This window comes from Pseudomonas sp. IT-P294 (assembly GCF_949767865.1).
In the GTDB taxonomy this organism is placed as follows: domain Bacteria; phylum Pseudomonadota; class Gammaproteobacteria; order Pseudomonadales; family Pseudomonadaceae; genus Aquipseudomonas.
The window spans coordinates 396,633-423,415 of record NZ_CATKQW010000033.1; the positions used below are offsets into that span (position 1 = coordinate 396,633).

Here is a 26,783-nt window from a genome sequence, read left to right on the forward strand (position 1 = left end):
TAGAAATCAACTGACGGTGTAATGACTTGAATCAATTGACTTATGAATTATGGACGGTTTTTCGAGATTCAGATTGGGAGGTGATGCGATTCGTGGCCGCCCGACATGCCGATCACCGAAGGGATTGCCGCAGCGGCTTCCTGGTGGGGCTCACCACGCGCTGAATATAAACTGCAAAAAGAAAGTTCGGCGAAGTTGTTCTTCTGTATTAGTTGCGGGTTACGGAAATATATTTATTTAATTGGTTCTGGTTAGTTGTTTGAGGTTTTTGTTCGTTTTCATTAAGTTAGTGCGGTGCGGCTTTGATCGCACTTTATTTAATACTAATGGAAACGGAATTTCATGATTGCCAAGAAAGTTAAGCAGTTTGTGCTGGGCTTGTGCCTGTTGTCTACGATGCCTTTTGCCTATTCAGTGGAGGGTGCTCCACATCACATGATCTTCGCTTCGGATACGCAATACCCGTGGACCGATAAGCTCGACCGCAGAGAGCCGGAGTCAGAAGCGGATTTCAATAGCCGTTCAAAATGGCTGGTAGAGACCCAGTTTGCGAGTATTGCCGACTTTCGGAAAAACAATGCGCAATCCCATGTGCCGCTGATGATCAATGGTGATATCACCGCTTTCGGTCACGGCTGGCAGCGCTCTTACATGAACTCGGTATTGAAAAAATACTTCAAGGACGATTATCTGTATGGGTTGGGTAATCACGATTATGAGAATAACGTGGATGATTGCTTCAGCAATAGTTGCGCGGCCGGCAGTATCGTGGAGTTCAAAGAACACCATGAAGGCAAGGTTGATAACTTTGATCTGAACATTACGGGCAGTTTCATTAGCCGACAGTATTCGGGCAGCCTCGCCTATTCCAAGAACATCGGTGACGTCCATATGGTGCAACTCAATAATGAACCGACCTATGCGACCAGGATTTCTCACGCGTTAAACCCGACGACCTTCGATATCAACAGTACCCTCGATTGGCTTGAAATCGATTTGAGACACGCTCGGATTCAGGGCTACGCCATCATTATCAACATGCACAAGCCGGAGGAAATGATGGGGAACAGTGAGCAAGTGAGGCGTTTCCACCAAATGATCAGGAAGTATGAGGTCACTGCCATTTTTGCCGGTCATTACCATCAAAATGGTGGCGATGCCTATGAAGTGAATGGCGTGCCAATGTACCTCAGCGGCGCCAGTTCCCAGCAAACCTACCTGATTGCCAGCTTCTCGGATGATCGCAAGCAATTGCACATCAACCTTGTGACGAACAACCAGTGGCAGACCCGAAAGCTGCTGGATACGGTACCGGTGAAATCGATCTGGGCCAGTCGCCCATAAAAAAGGCCCCGCCAGATCACTGGCGGGGCCCTTTTTATTGCATCAAGCATTAGCCTTACTGAGCATCTGCCGCCGGAGCCTTCTCACCGTGAGAAAGGCTGTAGACGTAAGCGGCCAGCAGGTGAACCTTGTCGTTGCCTTGCAGCAGTTCTTGCGCAGGCATCTGGCCCTGACGGCCGTAACGGATGGTCTGCTGCAGTTGAGCGAAGCTCGAACCGTAGATGAACGCTGCCGGGTGGGTCAGGTTAGGTGCGCCCATCGCTGGCGTACCTTTGCCTTCCGGACCGTGGCAAGCCACGCAGTTGGCGGCGAACAGCTTCTGGCCGGCAACCGGGTCAGCCTTGGTGCCTTCCGGCAGCTTGCGGCCATCGAGGTTGGTCAGTACGAACGAAGCAACGTCCGCAACGCCTTGCTCGCCGATCACGTCAGCCCACGCTGGCATGACCGCATGACGGCCGCCCATGATGGTGGTCTTGATGGTTTGCGGCTCGCCGCCCCAGCGCCAGTCGGCGTCGGTCAGGTTCGGGAAGCCATAGGCGCCCTTGGCGTCGGAACCGTGGCAGACCGAGCAGTTGGAGGCGAACAGACGGCCACCCATCTTCAGGGCTTGCGGGTCCTTGGCCACTTCTTCGATTGGCATGGAAGCGAACTTGGCGAAGATCGGACCGAACCTGGCGTCCGACTTGGCCATTTCCTTTTCCCACTCGTGAACGCCGGTCCAGCCGGACTGGCCGTTGGCGAACGCGGTCTGCTTCTCGTTATCCAGGTAGTTGTAACCTGGCAGCAGGCCTTTCCAGTTGCCCAGGCCCGGGTACAGCACCAGGTAGCCCAGGGCGAAGATGATGGTGCCCACGAACAGCATGAACCACCATTTTGGCAGTGGGTTGTCGTACTCCTCGATCCCGTCGAAGGAGTGGCCAACCGTTTCTTCGGTGGCTTCGCTGCGCTGGCCCTTGCGGGTGGACAGCAGCAGCCAGGTCAGGGCGAAGATGGTGCCGAGACTGAGGACTGTGACGTACAGACTCCAGAACGTAGTCATTCTTTGTTACTCCTAGAAGCTTGCTCGACGTGCTTGATGGCTTCGGGATCATCCGCGAAAGGCAGCAAGGTCGCGTCTTCAAACTCCGACTTGCGCTTGGGGCTGAATACCCACAACGCCAGACCGATGAAGGCCACCATCACAACAACGGTGCCCAGGCCACGAATCATCCCGATATCCATCTAAATCACCGTTTGCTTTTGATGATGGTGCCCAGGCCTTGCAGATAGGCCACCAGCGCGTCCATTTCGGTTTTGCCCTTCACAGCATCCTTGGCGCCGGCGATGTCTTCGTCGGTGTAAGGGACGCCGAGCGTGCGCAAGACTTCCAGTTTCTTGGCGGTGTCTTTGCCGTCGAGCTTGTTTTCCACGAGGAACGGGTAGGCCGGCATTTTCGACTCAGGCACTACGTTGCGCGGGTTGTACAAGTGCGCACGCTGCCAGTCATCGGAGTAACGACCGCCGACGCGGGCCAGGTCCGGACCGGTACGCTTGGAACCCCACAGGAACGGGTGGTCCCAGACGCTTTCACCGGCGACCGAGTAGTGGCCGTAACGTTCGGTTTCAGCACGGAACGGGCGGATCATCTGCGAGTGGCAGCCGACACAACCGTTGGCGATGAACACGTCGCGTCCTTCGACTTCAAGCGCAGGGCGAGGCTTCATGCCTTCGACCGGCTTGTTGGTGACGTCCTGGAAAAACAGCGGAACGATCTGGGTCAGGCCGCCGATGCTGACGGCGATAACCATGAAGAAGGCCAGCAGGCCAATGTTCTTCTCGACTGCTTCATGCTTCATCAGTGAGCTCCAACTACAGCAATCTGTTCAGCGGCTTTGGCTTCTGCCGGGTTCGAGGCACGTACGGTACGCCATACGTTGTAAGCCATGAACAGCATGCCGCTGGCGAAGAACGCACCGCCCAGGGCGCGAACGATGTAGCCAGGGTGGCTGGCTTGCAGGGCTTCGACGAACGAGTAGGTGAGGGTGCCGTCGTCGTTGATTGCACGCCACATCAGGCCCTGGGTGATGCCGTTGACCCACATCGAGGCGATGTACAGAACGGTACCGATGGTTGCGAGCCAGAAGTGTGTGTTGATCAGGCCGATGCTGTGCATCTGCGCGCGACCGAACAGTTTCGGGATCATGTGGTAGATGGCGCCGATCGAGATCATCGCTACCCAGCCAAGAGCACCGGCGTGTACGTGGCCGATGGTCCAGTCGGTGTAGTGCGACAGCGAGTTCACGGTCTTGATGGCCATCATCGGGCCTTCGAAGGTCGACATGCCGTAGAACGCCAGCGATACCACCAGGAAGCGCAGGATCGGGTCGGTGCGCAGCTTATGCCAGGCGCCCGACAGGGTCATCATGCCGTTGATCATGCCGCCCCAGCTTGGAGCCAGCAGAATGATCGACATCGCCATGCCCAGGGACTGAGCCCAGTCCGGCAGTGCGGTGTAGTGCAGGTGGTGCGGACCGGCCCAGATGTACAGGGTGATCAGCGCCCAGAAGTGCACGATCGACAGGCGATAGGAGTAGATCGGACGCTCGGCCTGCTTCGGAACGAAGTAGTACATCATCCCCAGGAAGCCGGTGGTCAGGAAGAAACCGACCGCGTTATGGCCGTACCACCACTGGATCATCGCGTCCGTTGCACCCGCATAGGCGGAGTAGGACTTGAACAGGCTGACCGGCAGCGACATGTGGTTGACGATGTGCAGCATCGCCGTCACGACGATGAAGGCACCGTAGAACCAGTTGCCGACGTAGATGTGCTTGGTCTTGCGCTTGACGATGGTGCCGAAGAACACCAGACCGTAAACAACCCAGACGATGGCCAGCAAAATAGCCAGGGGCCATTCCAGCTCAGCGTATTCCTTGGTGGTGGTGTAACCCAGCGGCAAGGTAACGATGGCGCCGATGATCACCGCTTGCCATCCCCAGAAGTGGAAGGCGGCGAGACTGTCGGAAATCAGTCGCGTTTGGCAGGTTCGCTGCACGACGTAATAAGAAGTGGCAAACAGTGCACAACCACCGAAGGCGAAAATCACCAGGTTGGTGTGCAACGGGCGTAAGCGTCCAAAAGTCGTCCACGGCAGACCGAAGTTCAATTCCGGCCATACGAGCTGTGAGGCGATGAAGACACCAAGCCCCATGCCAAGGATCCCCCAGACCACCGTCATGATGGCGAACTGGCGGACTACCTTATAGTTATAAGCAGTCGGACTGATTGCTGTGCTCATTCTAAGGTTCCACGGTTTGGGTGTTTTATTAGGAGTAAAAATCGGTCGCAAGTATGGAGAAAGCAGGGGGTCATTGCAACGCGCCATGACCTGGATCAATGCTTTCAAAAGCTGATTCTGCGGCCTTTCCATGCGCCGCGTAAGGACAAAATTGCCCCCGGACAAAATGTCGCAGCGAACGAAAAGTGTGAGGGGGTCAGGTCAGTTGTAACGGGGTGTGTTCAAACACAACGATCGGGTGACAGACGGCGATTGGCACGACAGCCGGTATCTACCAGCCTTTGCGGCCTGTCATCGAGCGAATTCGTCGAACGCATCGGGTTGGGTCGACCTGGAACCGGCTCATGCCAGTCCGCATCGCAGAAGCTTAGACCCGAATCTGGTGAACCGAAAGGAGCGACCCAAGGAGGGGTGCGACACTTGGTCGCAAAAAAGCAGGGAACTGCCGCATCCGGGAGAATGCGGCAGTAGAGCGGTCGAGATTTATTCGCGTTTGCCTTCGGCTTGCAAGCGCTCGGTGCTCAGACCGTGAGACAGGCTGTAAACATACGCAGCCAGCAGTTGTACTTTGTCGTTGCCGAGCAATTCGTTCTGCGCCGGCATGTGGCCCTGGCGGCCATGACGTATCGTTTGTTGCAGTTGCGCCAGGCTTGAACCGTAGATAAATCCGGCCGGGTGCGTCAGATTCGGCGCTCCCATGGCTTCAGTGCCCTGGCCGTTTGCCCCATGACAGGCCACGCAGGTGGTGCTGAACAGTTGCTGTCCGGCTTGCACATCGGCACCGCTGTCGGCTGGCAATGGCAGTCCCGCCAGTTCGTGACGTACATACGCGGCAACGTTTTTCACACCGGTTTCGCCGAGGATTTCACCCCAGGCCGGCATTGCCGCCATGCGACCGCCCATGATGGTGGTCTTGATGGTGTCGGCAGCACCGCCCCAGCGCCAGTCGGCGTCGGTCAGGTTCGGGAAGCCGAAGGCGCCCTTGGCATCCGAGCCGTGGCAGACCGAGCAGTTGGAGGCGAACAGACGACCGCCCATTTTCAGCGCTTGCGGGTCCTTGGCCACTTCTTCCAGCGGCATGGCGGCGAATTTGGCGAAGATCGGCCCAAACTTCGCGTCAGCCTTGTTCATTTCCTTTTCCCATTCGTGGACGCCGGTCCAGCCGTCCTTGTAACCCGGCAGGACGCCTTTCCAGTTGCCCAGGCCGGGATAAAGGATCAGATAGCCCACGGCAAACACCAGCGTGCCGGCGAACAGCATGAACCACCACTGTGGCAGCGGATTGTCATACTCCTCGATGCCGTCGAAGCTATGGCCCATGGTCTGGTCGACGCTGCCCTTGGTTTCGCCCTTGCGGGTGCCGATCAGCAGCCAGGTCAGGCCGATCAGGCTGCCGATGGTCAGTACGCAGATCCACGTACTCCAGAAGGTGGTCATGGCCGGGTACTCCTTGTTGTTGCGGGTTCTTGGGGGCTATCGGGTTGTGGTTCATCGGCGAACGGCAGCAGGCGCGCTTCGGCGAATTCCGGGTTGCGCTTGCTGTTGAACACCCACAACGTCAGGCCGACGAAGGCCACGAACACCACGACCGTGCCCAGGCCCCGGATCATTCCACTGCTTAACTCAACGACCATGGCTCACCTCTTGCTCTTGATGGCAGTGCCAAGCACTTGCAGATAGGCGACCAGGGCGTCCATTTCAGTCTTGCCCTTGAGCGAGGCCGTTGCACCGGCGATGTCGTCGTCGGTGTAGGGCACGCCCAGGGTGCGCATGGTCTTGATCTTGGTTTCGGTGTGGCTGCTGTCGAGCGGATTGGCCACCAGCCACGGATAGGCCGGCATCTTCGATTCCGGCACAACGTTGCGCGGGTTGTACAAGTGCGCCCGGTGCCAGTCTTCGGAGTAACGACCGCCGACTCGTGCAAGGTCCGGCCCGGTGCGTTTGGAACCCCACAGGAACGGGTGATCCCAAACGCTCTCGCCGGCGACCGAATAGTGGCCGTAGCGTTCGGTTTCGGCGCGGAACGGACGGATCATCTGCGAGTGGCAGCCGACGCAGCCTTCGCGGATGTAGATGTCCCGTCCTTCCAGTTGCAGCGCGGTGTAGGGCTTCATGCCTTCCACTGGTTTATTGGTCACGTCCTGAAAGAACAGCGGGACGATCTGGGTCAGGCCGCCGATGCTCACGGCAAGCACCATCAGCAGCATCAGCAGGCCGACGTTTTTCTCGATTGTTTCGTGTTTCATGGCGGACTCCTCAGGCCATCTGCGCGGCAGCGGCGACTTCGGCAGGCTGCGAGGCCCGCACGGTGCGCCAGGTGTTGTAAGCCATCAGGAACATGCCGCTGAGGAAGATCGCACCGCCCACCAGTCGCACGACGAAGCCTGGGTGGCTGGCCACCAGGGTTTCGACGAAGGAGTAGGTCAGCGTGCCGTCCTCGTTGACGGCGCGCCACATCAGGCCCTGGGCGATGCCGTTGACCCACATCGAGGCGATGTACAGCACGGTGCCGATGGTCGCGAGCCAGAAGTGCGCGTTGATCAGGCCGATGCTGTGCATCTGCGCGCGACCGAAGATTTTCGGGATCATGTGATACAGCGCACCGATGGAAATCATCGCCACCCAGCCGAGCGCACCAGCGTGAACGTGGCCGATGGTCCAGTCGGTGTAGTGGGAGAGGGCATTGACCGTCTTGATCGCCATCATCGGCCCTTCGAAGGTCGACATGCCGTAGAAGGCCAGGGACACCACGAGGAAGCGCAGAATCGGGTCGCTGCGCAACTTATGCCAGGCGCCCGAGAGCGTCATCATGCCGTTGATCATCCCGCCCCAGCTTGGCGCCAGCAGGATCAGCGACATCACCATGCCCAGCGACTGCGCCCAGTCCGGCAGCGCGGTGTAGTGCAAGTGGTGCGGACCGGCCCAGATGTACAGGGTGATCAGCGCCCAGAAGTGCACGATGGACAAGCGATAGGAATACACCGGGCGCTCGGCCTGCTTCGGCACGAAGTAATACATCATCCCCAGGAAACCAGCAGTGAGGAAAAAGCCCACGGCGTTGTGCCCGTACCACCACTGGACCATTGCATCGGTCGCACCGGCGTACACCGAGTAGGACTTGGTGAAACTCACTGGCAATTCAAGGTTGTTGACGATGTGCAGGATCGCCACGGTGATGATGAATGCACCGAAGAACCAGTTGCCGACGTAGATGTGTTTGGTCTTGCGCTTGGCCAGCGTGCCAAAGAAGACGATGGCGTAGGCGACCCAGACGATGGTGATCAGGATATCGATCGGCCATTCCAGCTCGGCGTATTCCTTGGAACTGGTGTAACCCAGCGGCAGGCTGATAGCCGCCAGCAGAATGACCAGTTGCCAGCCCCAGAAGCAGAACGCGGCGATTTTCGGCGCGAACAATTGGGTCTGGCAGGTGCGTTGCACCGAATAGAACGAACTGGCGAACAGGGCGCAACCGCCAAAGGCGAAGATCACCGCGTTGGTGTGCAGCGGGCGCAACCGCCCGAAACTGGTCCACGGCAAATTGAAGTTGAGTTCGGGCCAGACCAATTGGGCCGCGAGAAAAACCCCGAGGCCCATGCCGACGATGCCCCACACCACCGTCATAATGGCGAATTGGCGGACCACCTTGTAGTTGTAGGCGGTACTGATAGAAGTGTTCATGGTTCCCCATCCACGGTTCAGCCGAAGTGAGCGCCAGCGGCGCCGCTTCGCCTGGAGTTATAGGCAGACTAAAAGCGAGGCAAGCATGGACAAAGAGCACAAGGCCAGTATTGACGGGGATCAATGGGCGCAATGTGTGCGGGATCATGGATGGTTGTGGAATGCCGCGTCAGTGCCAGCATCGGCGACGCTGATTCTCGCCCACGGTGCCGGTGCGCCGATGGACAGTGCCTGGATGGACGATGTGGCTGCGCGCCTTGCAGCTCAAGGCGTTAATGTATTGCGCTTCGAGTTTCCATACATGGCGCAAAGGCGTGTCGATGGCGGCAAGCGTCCTCCGAATCCGGCGCCAAAACTGCTGGAATGCTGGCGTGAGGTGTATGCCGTGGTGCGACGCCATGTCACTGGGCGTCTGGCCATTGGCGGCAAGTCCATGGGCGGGCGGATGGCCAGTCTGTTGGCTGATGAATTGGGTGTGGATGCCTTGGTTTGCCTGGGTTATCCGTTTTATGCGGTGGGGAAGCCGGAGAAGCCTCGGGTCGAGCATCTGGCTTCTTTGCGGACTCGGACGTTGATTGTGCAGGGGGAGCGGGATGCTCTGGGTAATCGGGAGGCGGTTGAGGGGTATTCGTTATCGACGGGGATTGAGGTGTTTTGGTTGGGGGCGGGGGATCATGATTTGAAGCCGCTCAAGGTTTCCGGGTTTACGCATGAGCAGCATTTGGCCTGCGCCGTGCAGAAAGTGGCCGAGTTTCTTCGGTGAGATTTTTTGCGGGGGTATATTCGTTGCTGCGGTAACGGCTACTTAGGGTTTCGCCCTGACGGCGACTCACTTTTTTTACAAGCGCCTAAAAAAAGTAAGCAAAAAAACGCTTGCTCCTACGTTCGGCCCGCTCGCTGAGGCTCGGGGTTCCTTCGCTCCGGGATCCATCCGGGGGCATCGCCTCCGGTTTGCTTCGCTGCACCTCCTCTCGATGTGTTCGACTTCGTCGAACGGTCGCTGCGCTCCCACCCCCGGATGAATCCCTCCACTCAGCCTTCCGATGTCGCCCGTGGATCAAGATCAAGAGCTGCAGCCGAGCTAACGCTCATCCTGTTGAGTGGTGAGGAGCAGAAGCAGAAGCAGAAGCAGAAGCGGTACGCGTTCTGCTCTTGCTCTTCTGTGGGAGCGAGCTTGCTCGCGAAGGCGGCCTGACAGCCGACCATTCTTTAACTGAATGCACTCAATCAAAACTGTGGGAGCTGGCCTGTCGGGTCGCCGCATCGCAGCGATGGCGGCCTACTGGCCGGCCAGTTTCTGCCAGATGTAATCGGACCAAATGTGGGAGCGAGCTTGCTCGCGAAAGCGGTCTTCCAGAGCACATCAAAAGAGCAGGGAAATACCCGGCCGCTTTTTGCGCGTAAACCTAATCCAGAAAGCGCGTTTAAAGTACACGAACCGTTACGCCATAAGGGCTACAACACCTTGCGTCGTTGCCTACGCGTACGCCAGAATCCGCCGGCTTACGCGGCTATGGGGTGGGCTATATCGTTTCCCTGTCACTGAAAAACAGTGATCGGGTTTGGTAGCCCGCTTCGAAACCGTCGTATGGCGTCACCGTATGCAGTCCTTTATTTGGGGCTCAGATATTTATGGTGGGCATGCGTGGGGCTCCTTTGTGAGCGCCGGGTTTCCCGTTTCGACCGGTCTACCAACCCGCGTATGGCCACCACCCTAATGAGATGGTCAGCCCAGTATGGGAACCCCGCTAAATCTAAACTTATCGGGGTTCTCACTGACTTGCGGAGACCTCTCATGGACATCTTGGACTTGCTCGGCCTGGATATTGGAAAAAGCACCTTTCATCTCATAGGGCACGACGCCAAAGGCAAGGAAGTATTGCGCAAGAAATTCAATCGCAACCGCTTGCTTGAGTTCGCCGCAAGGCTGAAGCCCTGCACCATAGCGATGGAGTCTTGTGGCGGTTCACACTGGCTTGCCAGGAAGCTCTTGTCTTTCGGTCATCAAGTGAAATTGATCGCGCCGCAGCATGTGAAACCTTACGTCACCGGCAACAAAAACGACTACATCGACGCTGAGGCAATCTGCGAAGCCGCATCCCGTCCTAAAACACGTTACGTCGCCATCAAAACCGTTGAACCGCAGGTGCTATCAACGCAGCACCGTCTTCGGGAGGCGTTGGTAGGCCACCGTACTCAAACGATAAATCGCATTCACGGGTTCTTGCTTGAGTTCGGGATCGAATTGCCTGCAACGAAAGCGGCTATGGATCAGGTTCACCAAATTCTGGACGACCCTGCTGCCGAGTTACCGCAACAGCTGAAGTCCTTTATTGAACATCTACTGGAAGAGATGATATGGCTCAACGACGAGATTAAGGCGATTGACCGGAGTATCAAAGAGCAAGTGGGCACTGATGATGCGGGAACACGCCTGATGAGCATCCCCGGCATCGGCCCGATCATCGCTAGCGCGCTGCTGGCCGACGTCGGCGACGCTTCCAATTTTCACTCATCGCGAGACTTCGCCGCTTCGCTGGGACTGGTGCCAAGGCAATATTCAACAGGCGACAAAACCGTCCTTTTGAACATCAGCAAGCGCGGTGATAAATACCTTCGAAAGCTTATGATTCAAGGCTCGCGTGCAGTTCTGGTGCACATAGATAAACGTACCGATGCTTTGGGAACTTGGTGCAGAGACCTGCTGATACGAAAGCACCCGAATAAAGTCGCCTGCGCTTTGGCCAATAAATTGGCAAGGATCGTATGGGCTGTTTTAGCTCGCGGAGTTAGCTACAACGCACAATCCATGGCTTGATCGAAATTCACTACCGGCTTTTGCGACGACAGATGATGACGATAAACAGCTCAACTCCTGCTTGAAAACCTGGCAAACGAATCAGCTTTCGAAGCTGGCACCCTTTTCAAGGACAGGCAGGAGCGACTACTCATCAAGGGCCAGGCGGCAACACTGCCGACCATGAGCCCGGATACATTAGCGCAAGCATGCTTTACCGCTCATCACTCGTGGTTGCAGGAGGTGGGCTGACCATACATTCGTTTGGTAGCGAGGGTGATGGCTCCTAAAATCGAAACCGGAGTTACACCTATGTTCAAAGCTACACCCAACCCACCAGAAACCGATCCAACCTCCAACGATCCCGAGCTCGAGTCTCAAAAGACAAAAGATGCCGCCGACCGCGCACTCGACTATTACCTCTGCCCCGAAATCCCGAAGTACTTCCCACCCAAGACCCGCCCCATCTACCAGGTCGACCCCACGCTGGATGACGAAACGCTGCTGGTCGAAGCCAGTGAATCACTGTCATCGGCCAATGCCATGGCCGGCAATATCGCCAACTCGGTGAGAGGCCCGGAGCGCAAACCGCTGCTGGCGTTGCAACAGCTGATCATGTTGAACGAGCTGCTGGTCAATCGATTGCTGGACAGGCTTCGTTTGCCGAAATAGCCGCGGATAGCCGCGGATAGCCGTGAATAGCGCCAAATAAGAAAAAAATAACCGGATGGCTTCCACTATCCGGTTATTTGTTATCACCCATTCAATGCATGTTCCTAGAGCTGGCCAGCCAGTTGATCAAAAGTTATCGAGGTCGGGATAGATGGTTTTTCCCACGACCCATGGCTCAACAACCTCGCAATGCACCGTGCGCAGGAAACAACCCCACTCACTCCGGTTATGGGCATCCGGACCAGTGATCGTCAGCAAAAGGTATTCATCCCGGAAAGCGTCATAGGCGTAGATAAGCCAGAAGTCGTTGTCAGGATCATCAACCAGGGCGGTTCGATAATACTGGCGGTCTATTTTTGCCCATCTTGCCTGGATCGCTTGAGTGCTGGCCAAGTGGATGTGGTGCATGTCGGTGAGGTCGAGTCGTTCGTCTCGCCCGAAAATTGCGGGCAGTTCACCGCACACTTTGTAGTTATAAAAATGAGCGGCGAAGTCTTTCCAGTTGCTGATTTGTTCAAAAAGCGCAGAGATTTTGACGGCTGGCATCTATGGCTACTTTGTTATGGGTAGCTTGCCAGTGATCACATATTTATCGAACGCTTTCTGCCCATCACGCGCGGCTTGCCTGACATCAAGAAAAGTCAGTTCATCGCTAACGACTTTTTTGACCGGCTTGTCGATCTTTCTGGTGGTGGCCATCGGAGCCTCCAAAGGAGATGTATCCATGCCGACCAGCTTAAGGGATTGGGTTTCTACCGGCAAACGATAGAGCCGACCCAAAAAGTGCACCAGTCGGCGGATTCTGGCGTGGTTGTAGGGCATGGCGCCCCTATGTGTAGTCACGCGGTGAGCGACAATAAAAAACCCGGAAGCTCGCGCTATCCGGGTTTTTTGTATTGCCAGAACAATTAGCGGTTAAATCGCTCCACCAACGAATACTGGGTATTCGCGGTTTTGGTCAGCTCTTCACTCAACAACGCCGAGTTCTGCGCCTGTTCCGAGGTCTGGTCCGCTAGGTGCGAGATGTTGCTGATGTTGCGGCTGATCTCTTCGGCCACCGCACTTTGCTCTTCGGTCGCTGCGGCAATCTGCGTGGTCATGTCGGTGATGTTGGCCACCGCTTCGCTGATTCCCACGAGTGCCTGATCCGCTTCCAGTACCCGCGCCACGCCTTCTTCAGCCTGGCGATGCCCGGCTTCCATGGTTTGCACTGCGGTGCTGGCGGTCTGTTGCAGCTTGGCGATCAGGGCGTGGATCTGCCCGGTGGATTCGCTGGTGCGTTGCGCCAGTTGGCGCACTTCGTCGGCCACCACCGCAAAACCACGGCCCATCTCGCCGGCACGGGCCGCTTCGATGGCGGCGTTCAAGGCCAGCAGGTTGGTCTGGTCGGCGATGCCTTTGATTACATCGACCACGCCGCCGATTTCGTCGCTGTCTTTGGCCAGTTGGGTCACGGTCAGGCCGGTTTCGCCGACCACCACCGACAAGCGCTGAATGGCATCGCGGGTTTCGCCTGCGATGTCGCGACCGCGACCGGTCAGGCGATTGGCTTCCTGAGTCGCATCAGCGGTGCGCTGCACATGGCTGGCAACTTCTTGAGTGGTGGCGGCCATCTGGTTGACGGCAGTGGCCACTTGCTCGGTTTCAACGCGTTGACGTTCCAGGCCAGTGGAGCTGTTGTGCGCCAGGGCGTCGGACTGCTTCGCTTGCTCGGTGAGGTGTTCGGCGGTGTCCTGCAGACGGGTCAGGCAGGTTTTCAGGCGTGCTTCCTGGCTGAGGATCGACATCTCCAGGCGTGCTTGAGCACCGCGGCTGTCGGTGTACATCTGCGCGATCAGCGGATCGGAAGTGGTTTGTCCGGCCAGGACCAGCAGGCGCTTGAGGCCGCGCTGTTGCCAGCTCAAGCCCATCAGCCCCAACGGCACGGAGAGGCCGGCGGCCAGGGCAAAGCCCCATTGGGATGTCAGCGTGGCGCCGATCATGAAGCTCAGCTGGCTGACCAGAATGAACGGCAGCCAGTCCTGAAGCACCGGCAGCCATTTGTCCCTTGAAGGAATCGGCGATTTGCCCTGGTTGATGCGTTCGTAGAGCGCTTCGGCACGGCGGATCTGTTCAGCGGTGGGTTTGATCCGCACCGACTCGTAACCGATCACCTGATTGCCTTCAAACACAGGCGTCACGTAGGCGTTAACCCAGTAGTGATCCCCGCTTTTGCAGCGATTCTTGACAATGCCCATCCATGGCAAGCCTTGTTTGAGTGTGCCCCACATGTGCGCGAACACCGCCGCCGGGACGTCGGGGTGACGGACCTGATTGTGCGGCGCACGGATCAGCTCTTCACGAGAAAACCCGCTGATTTCGACAAAGGCGTCGTTGCAGTAGGTGATCACGCCCTTGGCATCGGTGGTGGAAATCAACCGTTGCTGAGCCGGGAAAGTCCGTTCGCGCTGTGTGATGGGCTGGTTATTACGCATGGTATTTTTTAATCCGCAAGACTTTGCAAGGCTTTGTCGGTTTGTCGGCAGTGGGAGGAATTTATTGAGGATGTTTTTTCAATTATTGGGGGCTGCGTCACAAAAATGCTTTGTTGGTAACACTTGAAGCTCCGCGCGTCGCAGCGGCTGAATGGTCTAGGAGAGCGCTCGTGATTCGGCGTGATCACTATCGCGGCCTCATTTATAGGCCGACTTGCTGAAATTGGATTTCAACACATTGCTGGAGTCGATTGTCTGGAAAGTGCAGTAGCTATAATATGTTACAGCTAATGTAATTTTGTAGGTTGTTTTTACGGGTTGAAACTCTCGAGTTTATTGACAGAAAGCAGTCATCGTTTTTGCGTATCGTCCGCAGTAGGGAAGGGGTTTGGTGTGTATTTTGGGCTCTGATTCTCCTCTTGGTTCCATCAGTGCCGAGAAGGGTGATTGCCACACCGCAACAGTCGCAATACTGATGTGTACGTACAACGGTGAATTGTTCCTGGCTGAGCAGTTGGCCTCATTTCATCGGCAAATTCATTGTAACTGGACGGTCTATGCCTCAGACGATGGCTCGCAAGACGAGACGTTGGCCCTTCTGCATGCGTCAAATGCTCAGTGGGGGCAGGACCGTCTCCAAATCGTCGAGGGGCCTCGGCGGGGCTTCGTTGCCAACTTTCTCTCGTTGACCTGTCGGGCTGACATAAAAGCAGACTTTTATGCATGGGCCGATCAGGATGACGTTTGGAAGGAGGATAAGCTCCAAAGGGCCTTAGCCTGGCTGAAGACTATCCCCGGGCACATCCCCGCGCTTTACTGTGGCCGCACCGAGCTGATTGACGAGTCAGGCGTTTCCTTTGGGTATTCGCCCAAGTTCAGGCTTGCCCCGCATTTCTCCAATGCTCTGGTTCAAAATATTGGTGGTGGTAACACCATGGTGTTTAACCAGGCAGCGCGTGAGCTCCTGCAAGAGGCGGGTTATAGCTTGATTGTCCCTTCTCACGATTGGTGGGCATATCAGCTTATCTCCGGGGCTGGAGGGGTTGTCCATTACGATCCCATACCTACGGTGCTTTACCGCCAGCATGACGAAAACCTGGTTGGCACCAACTCCAGTTGGTTCTCACGGATCAAGCGTTTGCGGATGGCCTTCCAAGGGCGCTTTTACGTGTGGAATACTCAAAACATCCATGCGCTTGAGACAATGCGCCATCGCTTGAGCCAAGAAAATCAAGTGAAGCTCGCCCGATTCAAGGGGGCGCGTGAGCAAAGGTTGTTTCCGAGGATCGTAGGTTTCCTGCGTGCTGGCATATACAGGCAGACCTTGTTTGGAAATCTGGGATTGATCCTCGCAATTTTACTAAAAAAGATCTAAATCAATGACCAACTTAGTAACCGGCGGCGCGGGCTTTATTGGGGCGAAATTTGTACTGGATTGGCTGGCGCAGTCGGATGTGGAAATTGCTGATCTTAACCGCGTCTATCTGGAGCATGGTAGCTTGCCGGTGGAAATCATGGTGCGCGGCTACGCCTGGCTGGATACCGGTACCCACGACTCGTTGCTTGAAGCCAGCCATTTCATCGTCACGCCGGAACATCGTCAGGGTCTCAAAGTCACTTGTCCCGAGAAAATTTCCTCCGGGCAAAAATGGATATCAGCCAAACGGCTTGAGACGCTTGCAGCACCTTTCTCCAAAAATGGCTACGGCCAATACCTCAAACGCAGCCTGCATGAGACAATTTTCTGATGAAGTTCACCCCATTAGCCATATCGGACGTCGTGCTGTTTGAGCCCAGGGTATTCGGCGATGAACGTGGCTTTTTCTTTGAAAGCTTCAATGAGGCGCAATTTTCGGCGGCCATTGGGAAGGAAGTTAAGTTCGTGCAAGACAATCATTCGCGCTCACTGAAAAACGTGTTGCGTGGGCTGCATTACCAGGTTGAGCAGGCACAAGGGAAACTGGTGCGAGTGGTGTCTGGTGAAGTCTTCGACGTAGTCGTGGATATACGCAAATCTTCGCCAACCTTTGGCCAATGGGTGGGGGAAATCCTGTCCGCCGAAAACAAAAGGCAATTGTGGGTGCCTGAAGGGTTTGCCCATGGTTTTTATGTTTTGTCGGAGGCTGCCGAGTTTCTTTACAAGACAACTGATTACTATGCTCCCGCCCATGAGCGCTGCATCGCGTGGGATGACCCGGCCTTGAGTATCGACTGGCCTTGTGACGGAGTCCCTGACCTTTCTGTAAAAGATCAGCGCGGATCGCAATTACATGATGCTGAGGTGTTCGCCTGATGCAAGCACACTCCATTTCTCCCAAAGAACTAGTCAAAAGTCTTTGGTCTAATCGTAGTCTGATCAAAGCGATGGCTGCGCGTGAAGTTGTTGGGCGATATAAAGGCTCTTTTCTTGGGATTTTCTGGTCTTTTTTTAATCCCGTTCTGATGTTGGCCGTGTATACGTTCGTCTTCAGTGTTGTATTCAAAGCACGCTGGAATGGCGGCGGCGACTCTAAAACAGAGTTTGCATTGGTTTTGTTCGCCGGATTGATGGTTTTTAACCTGTTTTCCGAGTGCGTGAATCGGGCGCCTGGCGTTATCTTGGCTAACGCCAACTACGTAAAAAAAGTCGTGTTTCCTTTGGAGATTTTTCCTTGGGTTAACCTCGGCTCAGCGATGTTTCATTGGCTGGTAAGCCTTAGTGTATGGATGATTGCATTTATCATATTCTTCGGCGTACCGCATGCGACAGCGTTATTATTGCCGATTGTGATACTTCCATTGCTCTTTCTTGTATTAGGGTTGTCTTGGGGGTTGGCTTCACTGGGCGTTTATTTGCGCGACGTTAGTCAGTTTATCGGGATTTTTACAACGGTAATGATGTTTTTGTCGCCAATTTTCTACCCCTCTAGCGCATTGCCACCTGAATACAGTCATTTGCTTATGCTTAATCCACTGACACCTGTAATTGAAGGTGTGAGAGATGTTTTGTTTTGGGGTAAATTGCCCGATATGGGGTTCTTGTCAGTCTACTTAATTGGCTCTGCTTTTTTTGCGTGGCTGGGTTTCGCTTGGTTCCAAAAGACACGCAAGGGGTTTGCAGATGTCCTCTGATATCGCCATCAAAGTTGAAAACCTTAATAAGTGTTATCACATCTATGACAAACCACATGATCGACTGAAACAAATGTTGATGCGTGGGAAACGGCAATATTTCCAAGAGTTTTGGGCTCTGCGCGATGTTTCCTTTGAAGTTAAGAAAGGTGAGACAATCGGCATCATAGGTCGTAACGGCAGTGGAAAATCGACGTTACTGCAAATGATTTGCGGCACGCTTAATCCTACGAGTGGAAGTGTGCAGACGTACGGCCGTATTGCTGCATTACTGGAACTTGGTGCCGGTTTTAATCCCGAGTTTACTGGTCGGGAAAATGTGTACATGAACGGTGCAATTCTCGGTTTGACTCAAGATCAAGTCGATTCTCGCTTCGAGGAAATCGCATCTTTTGCTGATATCGGTAACTTCATCGAGCAACCGGTTAAAACTTATTCGAGTGGTATGTTTGTACGTTTGGCATTCGCGTCGAACATTATGTCAAGACCTGAAATTATGATCGTCGACGAGGCGCTGTCGGTTGGCGATATGAACTTTCAAGCCAAGTGCATGACTGCATTGACTCGTATCCAGGATAATGGTGCAACTATATTGTTCGTCAGCCATGACATCGGCTCGGTCAAAAGTTTGTGCTCGCGTGGTGTCTATCTTGAGCGAGGTCAGCTGGTCGCGGCCGGACCAGCAGCAGAAGTTGCGGAGCGTTATATCCGGACTATGCGGGAGGAAATGAATGAGGAACACAAGAAATTTTCACGAGTTTCGGCTGCTTTCGGCGAAAAGCCAGCGCTCCCCGTTGAAACGCTTGACAGCGTTGATGAGCCTGGCTTTAAGCGATCGCTAGACTTTGATACTAGGGTCGCGCAGTTTCGCTATGGTACTGGTGAAGTTAAGGTAGCGCTGGTTGAGTTGTTGGACGCTGAGGGTAAAGAGCTGACATTTGTTGAGTTTAACCAGGATGTGAAAGTAAAAGTTTATTTCGAAGCCTATGCAGAAAAAACCATTTCAGTGAATTTCAGTGTCTTCGACGAGAAGAAAAATAATATTGTTGGTTGTGGTTTTCCCCATGCGGATAAGCCCTACTTGGTGACACGTAATAATGCTAAATATTTGGCGGAGTATTCGTTGAAGCTACCTTTGCAAGAAGGTAATTACTCTATTCGGATCAATATATCGTCCCCCATTGTGGAGAACGAGTCTGCTGAGTTTGTGGACTTTGTCAGTGATGCCATAGTATTTAAGGTTGGGCGCTGGCAGAAGTCCAGAGTTTGGTCGAAAGTGCATGCTTTTTCCGAATTGAAGCTACACGAGTTTGAGGTGTAAGATGCACGGCATGCCGCCCCTAAGTTGTTTGACTACGCCAAATCGCCCGGATTTTTTGATTTTGGGCGTTCAAAAATCGGCAACAACCGCGTTGTTTGATGTGTTAGATAGTTTGGAGGGGTTTGCGGGCTCGTCGTCAAAAGAGCTTCATTTTTTTGATAATGACTTTAACTATCAAAAAGGCAATGAGTGGTATTTGAATTTCTTCAATGCAAAGGTCGGTGCCAAGAAATTTGAGGCGACCCCTTCGTATATATATATGCGAGAAGTGCCTGGGCGGATATATAATAATTTCGGATCGATGAAGTTTATCGTGATGCTCCGGGATCCGGTGAAACGCTGCTTTTCTGCTTGGAATATGTTTAGAAGTTTTAATGGTAATAGGCAGACTGCAGATTATATCTACGATACTTTTATAAAAAATACCAATGCCGGCTCGATGGAGGCGCTTCGTGATTTGCTATATGCCGAAGAATTTCCGAGCTTTGAACAGTGTGTCAATGATGATTTGACAAGGCGGCAGCAGTGTTCATCGAATGAAGAGCCAAGTTTTGTTCGTCGTGGGTTTTATTACGAACAAATTTTGCGTTTTTTGGAATTTTACAGTCTTGAGGATTTTTTGTTTTTAGAGCAGGAGGAGTTTGGTAGGGATGTTGCCGGGAGCATAAGCCGAATTTGTGATTTTCTTGAAATTGAATCTGATCTTGATTCCGGGATTGCGCAAAAAATTAGTAATAAAGGTGACTATGAGGATGTTGCAGTTGATACGCACTCCCAAGTGTTTTTGAAATTGTACGACTTATACCGTGAGCCAAATCAGAAATTATTTTCGCTCATTGGTAAGGAGTATCCCTGGAATCCTTCTTGGCTCTCCCTATGAATAATGCATTTATAATCGGTACCGGACGGTGCGGCACATCCTGGCTGGGGCAAATGCTAAACAGCCATGCCGATATTTGTGTGCCTCCAGAGATTCAGTTGCTATTTGAGTATTCGGGCAACGGTAATCGCCTGTTCGAAGAGTTTTCATTGGCAGGGGAGTCCGAGCCTGATGGTGAGTTGTTGGCTTCCATCATTGAACAAGGATGCCCGCACAACCTCGATTTGTTCTTCGATTATCGTGAGTTTTGCCTAAGAGAAGATACGCCCAAGAATTCAGCGGTGAATTTTTTATCAGCATTCTATTCTGCGATTGCCCAGTCTTATGGGAAAAAATGGCTGATTGAGCAAACGCCGTGGTATGGACAGCGGCTGGATCTGGTTTCCAGGTTTTTTCCCAAAGCCAAATTCGTTCATATGATTCGAGATGGGCGAGACGTTGCACTATCGTTTTCCAGGACACCTTGGTGGCATGTATCGCCACGAATTAACTTGGCCAGATGGCAAAGAGAAATCAAGAAGATTGCCCTGGATGCGGCCTTTTATTTAAGTGCTGATACTTACTTAGAGGTTAAATACGAGAGTTTGGTGACGAATACCGAATTTGAAATGCGCCGTATTTGCGAGTTTTTGGGTGTCAACTTTGATCCGGTGATGTTGGATCCGAAAAATCTGATTGATTACGATCAGTTCTGCAAGTTTGATATGAAAACGGTCTCATCTCAGTTCTACACCGATTGGCGACTTCGGAAAGACTCCACCAGTTTTTCGGAGAACGTCGGAGCCTGGCGGCGGTCGGAGGATTTGTTTCATGCTCCGTTGCCTCCACAAATTGCAAGCTGGCTTACTCATTACGAGTACGAAGTGGAGCAAGTGGATGGGGCCGAAACTGACATATTTCAATATCATCAGGAATATAGCTTCAATGCTCTGGAGCGGGACCTGGCTACGCGCGCGGAGACGAATGCCCGTCTTTTGGACGCTAATGAGTGTCAGGTTGCTCATATATCCGTTATTGAAGATGAATTGGCCAGGCAGACCAAGCATATCCATCTTGTAGAGCTGGATTGGGCCGCGCGCGGAGATTTGATCGAGCAGCATTCCGATAGATTGGCGGCGCAGGCGAACCAAAACGCTCAACTCCATGAAGAGCTGGCAACGCAAGTTAAGCAAAACCAGTTGATAGAGCAAGATTGGGTGGCCCGCGGAGATTTGATCGGTGAGCTCTCTAATACGCTAGAGACGCAGGTCAGTCATATCGGTCAACTTGAGCAGGAATTGGTAACGCAGGCCGAGCATATCCAGTCAATAGAGCGTGATTGGACGGCCCGTGGGGAATTGATTGGCCAACTCTCTGGTACGTTGGAGGCGCAGGTCAATCATAATGCGCAACTGCAGCAGGAACTGGTTAATCAGGCAGAGCACATACGGCATGTAGAGCAAGATTGGACGGCCCGTGGGGAATTGATTGGCCAACTCTCTGGTACGTTGGAGGCGCAGGTCAATCATAATGCGCAACTGCAGCGGGAGCTGGTTAATCAGATAGAGCACATACGGCATGTAGAGCAAGATTGGGCAGCTCGCGGAGATCTGATCGGCGAGCTCTCGAATTCGCTGGAGAAGCAGGTCAGTCATAACGCACAACTGGAGCAGGATTGGGCCAAACAGGCGGAACAAATTCACTCGCTAGAGCGTGACTGGGAGGCTCGTGGGGACTTGATCGGTCAACTCTCGGCGACGTTGGAGGCGCAGGTTAACCATAACGTGCAACTGCAGCAGCAGCTGGTTGATCAGGTTGAGCAAATACAGCTAGTGGAGCGTGATTGGGCAGCCCGGGGAGACTTGATTACTCAACTCTCGAATAATCTTGATGTCCAGACCAATCAAGGTATCTTACTAGAACAGGAACTTAGCATGCGGTCCAGGCACGTTCAGCTCGTAGAGCAGGACCTGGCTGCATGTAGAAATTTGGTCGAGCAGCTCTCGAAAAATATTGAAGCACAGACGATTGATAACGCTGTGCTCAAAGAGGAAGTTGAAAATGCAAGAAGCAATATAGGGAAGTTAGAAGTAGAGCTTACCGGGCTTAGGAACTCTTGGTGTGGAAAGCTAAAGAGTTTGCTGAATAAGTAAAATTTCAATGTTCTGAGTTTTAGTTTATTTATGAATATAACCGTTACCAAGCCGTTTATGCCTCCTTACACGGAGTTTCAGGAATATTTAGCTGGGATTTGGGCTCGGGAATGGTTGACCAACAATGGTCCATTGCTGAATGAGTTAGAAATCAAGCTGAAAGAGCATCTAGATGTCGATCATCTATTGTTTCTGACGAATGGCACCATTGCGATTCAAATTGCTATTCAGGCACTTGAACTGGAGGGTGAAATTATCACCACTCCCTTCAGTTATGTGGCGACGACTTCCAGTATCGTTTGGGAGCGCTGTCAGCCAGTGATGGTGGATATCTGTCCAGATACGTTGAATATTGATGCGTCGAAAATTGAGCAGGCAATTACCAGTAAGACGACAGCCATTTTGGCGACTCATGTTTTTGGTAATCCGTGTGACGTAGAAGCTATTGGCGCTATTGCAAAAAAGCATAACCTGAAAGTGATCTATGATGCGGCTCATGCATTCGGAACCAAGTATAAGGGGAAGTCACTTCTTTCCTACGGTGATGTTTCGACCTGCAGCTTTCATTCGACTAAACTTTTCCATACTGTCGAAGGCGGTGCTGTTACAACCACCGACCCTGTTGTCCATAAAAAAATGTCGATGATGAGGAACTTTGGGCACTCTTCAGCCACTGAGTTCGGCAGTGTGGGGATCAATGGGAAGAACTCCGAATTTCATGCTGCCATGGGGTTATGTAATCTCAAATATACTCACGAGGTGCTGGCAGTACGTCGTAAATTATCAGAGCGATACATGCAGAATCTTGAAGGGTTGCCTGTCAAGTTTCAGCAGATTATCGCGAAGACGGAATATAATCATGCCTATTTTCCGGTCGTACTCGAAAGCGAAGAAAAACTTCTAAAGTTGGTCGAGTTACTCAATCTCAATAATATTTTCCCGCGTCGTTATTTTTATCCATCGTTGACCAATCTCCCTTACGTAAGCGGGCAAAGTGCGCCTATTGCGGAGGATATTTCTAAAAGAGTTCTTTGTTTCCCACTTTATCACACACTTTCTGTTGAAGAAGTGGATATGATTTGTAGATTTGTTACCCAGGAACTGAGTTATGGATAAAGTAAGCATGGAAAATGGAATTTACGAACCTGCGGTAATGAGTGGCGACACCATTACATACAGCACCATGAGTGATAAGTTTTTCATTGACTCGTTCAAAGATGAACACTTGAATGAAGATGACAAGCTTGCTTTGCTGAATTTTCTCATGCGCGAGTTCGCACTTCAGCAGCCCCTGGTTTTGAAGGGGACTGGCTCTGGAGTCGAGGCACAGTTCCTGCTTGAACAGTTCTCTCGGCAAAATAAAAAGATCGATCTCTTCTATCTTGATGCGCAAGCTTTACAGGTTGCCAGTTCGTCAGTCATCACTAAACTTTTTGACCTCCTGTCGCGAAAAGGAGTCATTTGCATTGAAGCTGGTAGTAGTTCGGTCGAAGTTGATCGACTCCTTGCCGGTAAATTTAAGGCCGTACTGGAAACTCCAGATTTCCTGATATTTGCTCAGGTAGACGGAGATCGACCAATTCGCAGTATGCGATATCAAGTTGATTTGTTTCGCAGGAAGTTGTCTTTCGATCGAAAGCGCCAGTTGGCTCTTTCGGTCGACATTGATCTGCCGCTTGTGACGGTCATTGTTTTGACCTTTAAACACGAAAGCTTTATTGCTGAGTGTCTGCAGTCGGTATTGCATCAAAAAGGACGTTTCCGTTTGCGAGTTGTCATCATCGACGACGCGTCTCCCGATGGAACTGCACAGATCGTAAACGCCTTTATTTCAGATAAACAATATGAGCATCTGGATATAGCGTTTCACGCAAATCAACAGAATGTTGGAGTTGTCGCCAACTTGGCGACGGCGCTGCGACTTGCTGAAGGCTGTGACTATCTGACCTTCTGCGAGGGCGATGACTTCTGGAGTTCGGAAAACCGCGTTCAGGAACACATAGACTTCCTGAGTGCTCGGCCTAAAGCTGTTATGTCGTTTAACACGATTGAGCTATGTGCGGCTGATGGTTTGTCCCGTAAGGTTTTTGCTGATCATGAAAATTTGGTCGCCGACGGTATAGATGGCGTTCAACTGGCTGAAAATAATCTTATCGGTAATTTTAGCGCCTGTTTCTATCATGGTGCGCTTATTAGCGTCATTCCGCGTGAACTGTTTCAGTTTTACACAGTTGATTGGTTCTTCAATCTTTATTGTGCACAGTTCGGAACACTTGCGCATCTGAAGAAGCCACTCTCCATTTATCGTCAGCATGGCGGTGGTGAATGGAGTGCTCGTCGTGACGTAGATAAGATTACAACGTTGCTTGAGCATATTTCCGATTACAACGCCTTCCTAGACTTTAGTTATGATGAGGGGTTTCAGGAATACAGTAATAAGTTGTATTGCCTGCTAGATGAAAAATATTCAGATACGTCGAATAAATTGGATCTCGTCGTTTTTGATGATGTTTTTCCCTCGACAAGAAGCGGCTTTCGTTATACAGAATTCACTTCCTATTTGCGTGCGTTTGAGAAGTCGTTGGTCTTGACTTCCGGAGCCTCGTTGCCCGTTTTGGAAGATACTCCGATTAAGGACGTCGTTCGTAGCTACCAGCGACAATATCCAGAGTTGGGCAGCCAGGTAATGATTTATAATAAACAGTTTCCGCTCCGTCTCGGAAAACTGCTTTATGTGAATTTTCTGACGAATGCATATGCACTACTGCCCTATGTAGAAGCAGAAAGAGTGCCTTTTGTATTTACACTTTACCCAGGCGCCGGGTTTGTCCTAAACAATCCAGACTGTGACCGGAAGCTCAAGCAGGTCTTTGATTCGCCTTGTTTCCAAAAAGTTATAGTGACCCAGCAGGTCACCTACGATTACATAGTTCATCGTAATCTGTGCCCAGCCGAAAAAGTTCAGATGATCTTTGGCGTTGTGATGCCCGAGAATCGTGTCGAGCAGAGTTTTCAGGGCAAGAGTCGGTGGGGGTTGGGTAAATCTCGTTTAGATATCTGCTTCATGGCGCACAAGTACACGGCGTATGGCGAGGATAAGGGCTATGACGTTTTTGTAAATGTGGCAAGCATACTGCGTCAGCGCCATGACGATATTTACTTTCATGTGGTCGGTCCTTTTGATAGGCGTGTGATTGACGTCAGTACGTTCAGCGATCGTATAACTTTTCACGGTTCTTTGAATCCGGATCAGTTTGATGCTTTCTTCAGTGACATGGATATTATTATGTCACCCAATATCAGCGGAAAGATTTTTCCTGGCTCTTTTGATGGATTTCCTACGGCCAGTTGTACCGAAGCTGGTTTACGCGGTATTGCGATCTTTGCAATTGATGAGTTCAACTCTGCCAGTGGACGCTTTACCGACGGTGAAGATATTGTGCTCATTAGATACGATCTAATGGCGATTGTTGACAAAGTTGAGAGCTACTATTCCGAACCTGACGCGTTGAGAGAACTTGGCGAGCGTGGTGCTCAAAAAATTCGTGAACTCTATAGTCTAGATGCTCAAATGACTCCTCGGATCGAGTTATTACAACAGGTCATCATCCAGCTTGAAGAGACTCCACTCGCGGAACGCTTTCCATTTAATACGTTAAATAGTAAGCTGTCTGTTAACGACGAAACAGTACCTGCTGATATTTTAGAGAGCCCTGAAGTGTTGGCGGAGGCTCCTGTGCAAACCACTTCACTCCTTTGGAATGTATTGCGAAAAATTTGCCCAGGCCCGATTAAAAAATTATACCGTATGTGGAAAGGCAACTATGCTTCCAATTGAAAGTGATACTTCGGTTAATGTGGGCCCGGTGCCATTAGTTAGCGTTGTGGTGCCATCCTACAATCATGCAAAGTACATCAGCAAAGCGGTGGACAGCATCTTGCGGCAGGGCTTTGCTGATTTTGAGCTCCTGATCTCAGATGACATGTCTCAGGATAATAGTTGGGATGTGATTTCCGGTTTTGATGATCCGCGCATACGTTCCTTCAAGCAGGAAAAAAATCTGGGTCCAGTCGGTAATCTGGTATTCCTGATTAAGCAGGCGCGCGGAAAGTATATTGCGTTGTTAAATTCGGACGACGCCTGGTATCCATCAAAGCTCGGCAAACAGGTAGCAATCCTGGAAGCTCAGCCACAATTGGGGGCCAGTTTTACTTGGGCGGACCTGGTTGATGATCAGGGGCGAGAGATATCTGGAGCCGAGGCCATATGGAATGATGTCTTTAGACAGCCAAACCGTAGCCAGGGTGAATGGTTGCGGCATTTCTTTTTTAATGGCAACTGTATATGTCACCCAAGCATGCTGGCGCGCAAGGAAATCTACGATGAGCTGGGCTTCTATAATCCGGGGTTGAGACAGCTGCCTGATTTCGACATGTGGATTCGACTGGTAAAAAAATACCCGATTCATATCGTTGAAGAGAACCTTGTCGCGCATCTTCGGGATGGAAATAATACCAGCGCCGTCTCGCCTGAGAACTCAGCACGTAATTTGACAGAGCTGGTTGAAATATTTGGCTCGTTCTTCGATGGCGTTTCGGATGAAATTTTTATCGAGGGGTTCGGTAAAGAGTTTCGTCTCAAGGGAGTGCCACCCACACCGGCAAGGCTGCAGTGCGAAAGGTTGTTTCTGCTACTCGATAGTACCTTCGCCCACGCCGCCGGCAGGGCTGCTGGTCTGTCTTTATGCATAAAGAACCTCACCGATCCAGAGTTTGAGCGGGTACTGCGCGATGAGTACATGTTCAACGTGTTCGATTTCTACCGGCTGACCGGGCAGGCGGGGTTCGGTCACTATATGATGCATGCCCTCAGCGCACCTGCCCCAGTCGCGGGCCCTAGTGTCGGATTAGGTGGACAGGGCGATAACTTGCCGACCTTGCTGTTTCGCTCACTTCGCTATCTCAAGCGAATTGCCCGCCGGTTGGTTAATGCAGTGCGTCAGAATTAACACGCGCGGAACTGATGGCGGTTGGGTCTAGAGGGGCGAGGGCGTATGGTTAAGCGGTTTCCAGCGAATGCTTTCGTCCCCGCAC

General features: G+C 52.4%; 24 protein-coding genes and 1 pseudogene. 14 read left to right on the top strand and 11 right to left on the bottom strand.

Annotated features, from left to right (window positions below; all coding sequences use genetic code 11):
- The first annotated feature begins 342 nt into the window (after positions 1-342).
- The gene (locus ACM6I0_RS20840; RefSeq protein WP_414923145.1) at positions 343-1,344 is read left to right on the top strand and encodes a metallophosphoesterase family protein; all 1,002 of its coding nucleotides are present in this window, start codon (positions 343-345) and stop codon (positions 1,342-1,344) included.
- 55 nt (positions 1,345-1,399) lie between these two features.
- Here ACM6I0_RS20840 and ccoP (ACM6I0_RS20845) read toward each other — a convergent pair whose 3' ends face one another.
- From ccoP (ACM6I0_RS20845) to ccoN (ACM6I0_RS20880), 8 genes are all read right to left on the bottom strand, one after another.
- Entirely contained in the window at positions 1,400-2,383 is a 984-nt protein-coding gene (gene ccoP, locus ACM6I0_RS20845; RefSeq protein WP_222585440.1) for a cytochrome-c oxidase, cbb3-type subunit III, read from the bottom strand.
- Complete coding sequence (locus tag ACM6I0_RS20850) at positions 2,380-2,565, bottom strand: CcoQ/FixQ family Cbb3-type cytochrome c oxidase assembly chaperone (protein WP_003175465.1); 186 nt, start codon at positions 2,563-2,565, stop codon at positions 2,380-2,382. The genes ccoP (ACM6I0_RS20845) and ACM6I0_RS20850 overlap by 4 nt, the downstream gene beginning before the upstream one ends.
- Positions 2,566-2,570: 5 nt before the next feature.
- Positions 2,571-3,179 carry a cytochrome-c oxidase, cbb3-type subunit II gene (gene ccoO, locus ACM6I0_RS20855; protein WP_054054085.1) on the bottom strand — a complete coding sequence of 203 codons (609 nt, stop codon included), beginning with the start codon at positions 3,177-3,179 and terminating at the stop codon, positions 2,571-2,573.
- Positions 3,179-4,621 (bottom strand): cytochrome-c oxidase, cbb3-type subunit I, encoded by a 1,443-nt coding sequence (gene ccoN, locus ACM6I0_RS20860; protein WP_090182059.1) that lies wholly within the window; start codon positions 4,619-4,621, stop codon positions 3,179-3,181. Before ccoN (ACM6I0_RS20860) ends, ccoO (ACM6I0_RS20855) begins: the two co-directional genes overlap by 1 nt.
- 483 nt (positions 4,622-5,104) lie before the next feature.
- Positions 5,105-6,058 (bottom strand): cytochrome-c oxidase, cbb3-type subunit III, encoded by a 954-nt coding sequence (gene ccoP / locus ACM6I0_RS20865; protein WP_414923146.1) that lies wholly within the window; start codon positions 6,056-6,058, stop codon positions 5,105-5,107.
- Positions 6,055-6,255 carry a cbb3-type cytochrome oxidase subunit 3 gene (locus ACM6I0_RS20870; RefSeq protein WP_285432102.1) on the bottom strand — a complete coding sequence of 67 codons (201 nt, stop codon included), beginning with the start codon at positions 6,253-6,255 and terminating at the stop codon, positions 6,055-6,057. Before ACM6I0_RS20870 ends, ccoP (ACM6I0_RS20865) begins: the two co-directional genes overlap by 4 nt.
- 3 nt (positions 6,256-6,258) lie before the next feature.
- Positions 6,259-6,867: a cytochrome-c oxidase, cbb3-type subunit II gene (ccoO, locus tag ACM6I0_RS20875; RefSeq protein WP_222585443.1), complete on the bottom strand. Its 609-nt coding sequence runs from the start codon at positions 6,865-6,867 to the stop codon at positions 6,259-6,261.
- 10 nt (positions 6,868-6,877) lie between these two features.
- The gene (gene ccoN, locus ACM6I0_RS20880; RefSeq protein ID WP_090182066.1) at positions 6,878-8,302 is read right to left on the bottom strand and encodes a cytochrome-c oxidase, cbb3-type subunit I; all 1,425 of its coding nucleotides are present in this window, start codon (positions 8,300-8,302) and stop codon (positions 6,878-6,880) included.
- Between the two features lie 85 nt (positions 8,303-8,387).
- On the opposite strand from ccoN (ACM6I0_RS20880), the gene ACM6I0_RS20885 reads away from it, so the two are divergent.
- From ACM6I0_RS20885 to ACM6I0_RS20895, 3 genes are all read left to right on the top strand, one after another.
- Positions 8,388-9,065 (top strand): alpha/beta family hydrolase, encoded by a 678-nt coding sequence (locus tag ACM6I0_RS20885; RefSeq protein ID WP_414923147.1) that lies wholly within the window; start codon positions 8,388-8,390, stop codon positions 9,063-9,065.
- Positions 9,066-10,097: 1,032 nt separating this feature from the next.
- Positions 10,098-11,120, top strand: a complete 1,023-nt coding sequence (locus ACM6I0_RS20890; protein WP_414923148.1) for an IS110 family transposase — start codon at positions 10,098-10,100, stop codon at positions 11,118-11,120.
- A gap of 291 nt (positions 11,121-11,411) precedes the next feature.
- A complete protein-coding gene (locus ACM6I0_RS20895; RefSeq protein WP_285435794.1) occupies positions 11,412-11,771 on the top strand; it encodes a DUF6124 family protein in 360 nt (119 codons plus the stop codon).
- A gap of 126 nt (positions 11,772-11,897) precedes the next feature.
- On the opposite strand, the gene ACM6I0_RS20900 is transcribed toward ACM6I0_RS20895, so the two are convergent.
- The 3 genes from ACM6I0_RS20900 to ACM6I0_RS20910 all read right to left on the bottom strand — a co-directional run bounded on the left by ACM6I0_RS20900 (position 11,898) and on the right by ACM6I0_RS20910 (position 14,245).
- Positions 11,898-12,317 (bottom strand): type II toxin-antitoxin system YafO family toxin, encoded by a 420-nt coding sequence (locus ACM6I0_RS20900; RefSeq protein ID WP_414923149.1) that lies wholly within the window; start codon positions 12,315-12,317, stop codon positions 11,898-11,900.
- A gap of 6 nt (positions 12,318-12,323) precedes the next feature.
- Complete coding sequence (locus ACM6I0_RS20905) at positions 12,324-12,593, bottom strand: hypothetical protein (RefSeq protein ID WP_414923150.1); 270 nt, start codon at positions 12,591-12,593, stop codon at positions 12,324-12,326.
- Between the two features lie 86 nt (positions 12,594-12,679).
- The gene (locus ACM6I0_RS20910; RefSeq protein WP_285435790.1) at positions 12,680-14,245 is read right to left on the bottom strand and encodes a methyl-accepting chemotaxis protein; all 1,566 of its coding nucleotides are present in this window, start codon (positions 14,243-14,245) and stop codon (positions 12,680-12,682) included.
- 391 nt (positions 14,246-14,636) lie between these two features.
- On the opposite strand from ACM6I0_RS20910, the gene ACM6I0_RS20915 reads away from it, so the two are divergent.
- From ACM6I0_RS20915 to ACM6I0_RS20960, 10 genes and pseudogenes are all read left to right on the top strand, one after another.
- Positions 14,637-15,620 (top strand): glycosyltransferase family 2 protein, encoded by a 984-nt coding sequence (locus ACM6I0_RS20915; protein ID WP_414923151.1) that lies wholly within the window; start codon positions 14,637-14,639, stop codon positions 15,618-15,620.
- 67 nt (positions 15,621-15,687) lie between these two features.
- Positions 15,688-15,993, top strand: a pseudogene (locus ACM6I0_RS20920) (sugar phosphate nucleotidyltransferase); the annotation flags it as partial.
- The gene (gene rfbC, locus ACM6I0_RS20925) at positions 15,993-16,538 is read left to right on the top strand and encodes a dTDP-4-dehydrorhamnose 3,5-epimerase (protein ID WP_285435787.1); all 546 of its coding nucleotides are present in this window, start codon (positions 15,993-15,995) and stop codon (positions 16,536-16,538) included. The pseudogene ACM6I0_RS20920 and the gene rfbC, both read left to right, overlap by 1 nt.
- Positions 16,538-17,356: an ABC transporter permease gene (locus ACM6I0_RS20930; protein WP_285435785.1), complete on the top strand. Its 819-nt coding sequence runs from the start codon at positions 16,538-16,540 to the stop codon at positions 17,354-17,356. The genes rfbC and ACM6I0_RS20930 overlap by 1 nt, the downstream gene beginning before the upstream one ends.
- Positions 17,346-18,677, top strand: coding sequence for an ABC transporter ATP-binding protein (locus ACM6I0_RS20935; RefSeq protein ID WP_414923152.1), 1,332 nt, complete (start codon positions 17,346-17,348; stop codon positions 18,675-18,677). Before ACM6I0_RS20930 ends, ACM6I0_RS20935 begins: the two co-directional genes overlap by 11 nt.
- Position 18,678: 1 nt before the next feature.
- The gene (locus tag ACM6I0_RS20940; protein ID WP_414923153.1) at positions 18,679-19,557 is read left to right on the top strand and encodes a sulfotransferase domain-containing protein; all 879 of its coding nucleotides are present in this window, start codon (positions 18,679-18,681) and stop codon (positions 19,555-19,557) included.
- Complete coding sequence (locus tag ACM6I0_RS20945) at positions 19,554-21,689, top strand: sulfotransferase (RefSeq protein WP_285435782.1); 2,136 nt, start codon at positions 19,554-19,556, stop codon at positions 21,687-21,689. The genes ACM6I0_RS20940 and ACM6I0_RS20945 overlap by 4 nt, the downstream gene beginning before the upstream one ends.
- A gap of 30 nt (positions 21,690-21,719) precedes the next feature.
- Positions 21,720-22,805, top strand: coding sequence for a DegT/DnrJ/EryC1/StrS family aminotransferase (locus tag ACM6I0_RS20950; protein ID WP_285435781.1), 1,086 nt, complete (start codon positions 21,720-21,722; stop codon positions 22,803-22,805).
- Complete coding sequence (locus ACM6I0_RS20955) at positions 22,798-25,527, top strand: glycosyltransferase (RefSeq protein WP_414923154.1); 2,730 nt, start codon at positions 22,798-22,800, stop codon at positions 25,525-25,527. Before ACM6I0_RS20950 ends, ACM6I0_RS20955 begins: the two co-directional genes overlap by 8 nt.
- Positions 25,514-26,698, top strand: a complete 1,185-nt coding sequence (locus tag ACM6I0_RS20960; protein WP_285435779.1) for a glycosyltransferase — start codon at positions 25,514-25,516, stop codon at positions 26,696-26,698. The genes ACM6I0_RS20955 and ACM6I0_RS20960 overlap by 14 nt, the downstream gene beginning before the upstream one ends.
- Positions 26,699-26,783 lie beyond the last annotated feature (85 nt).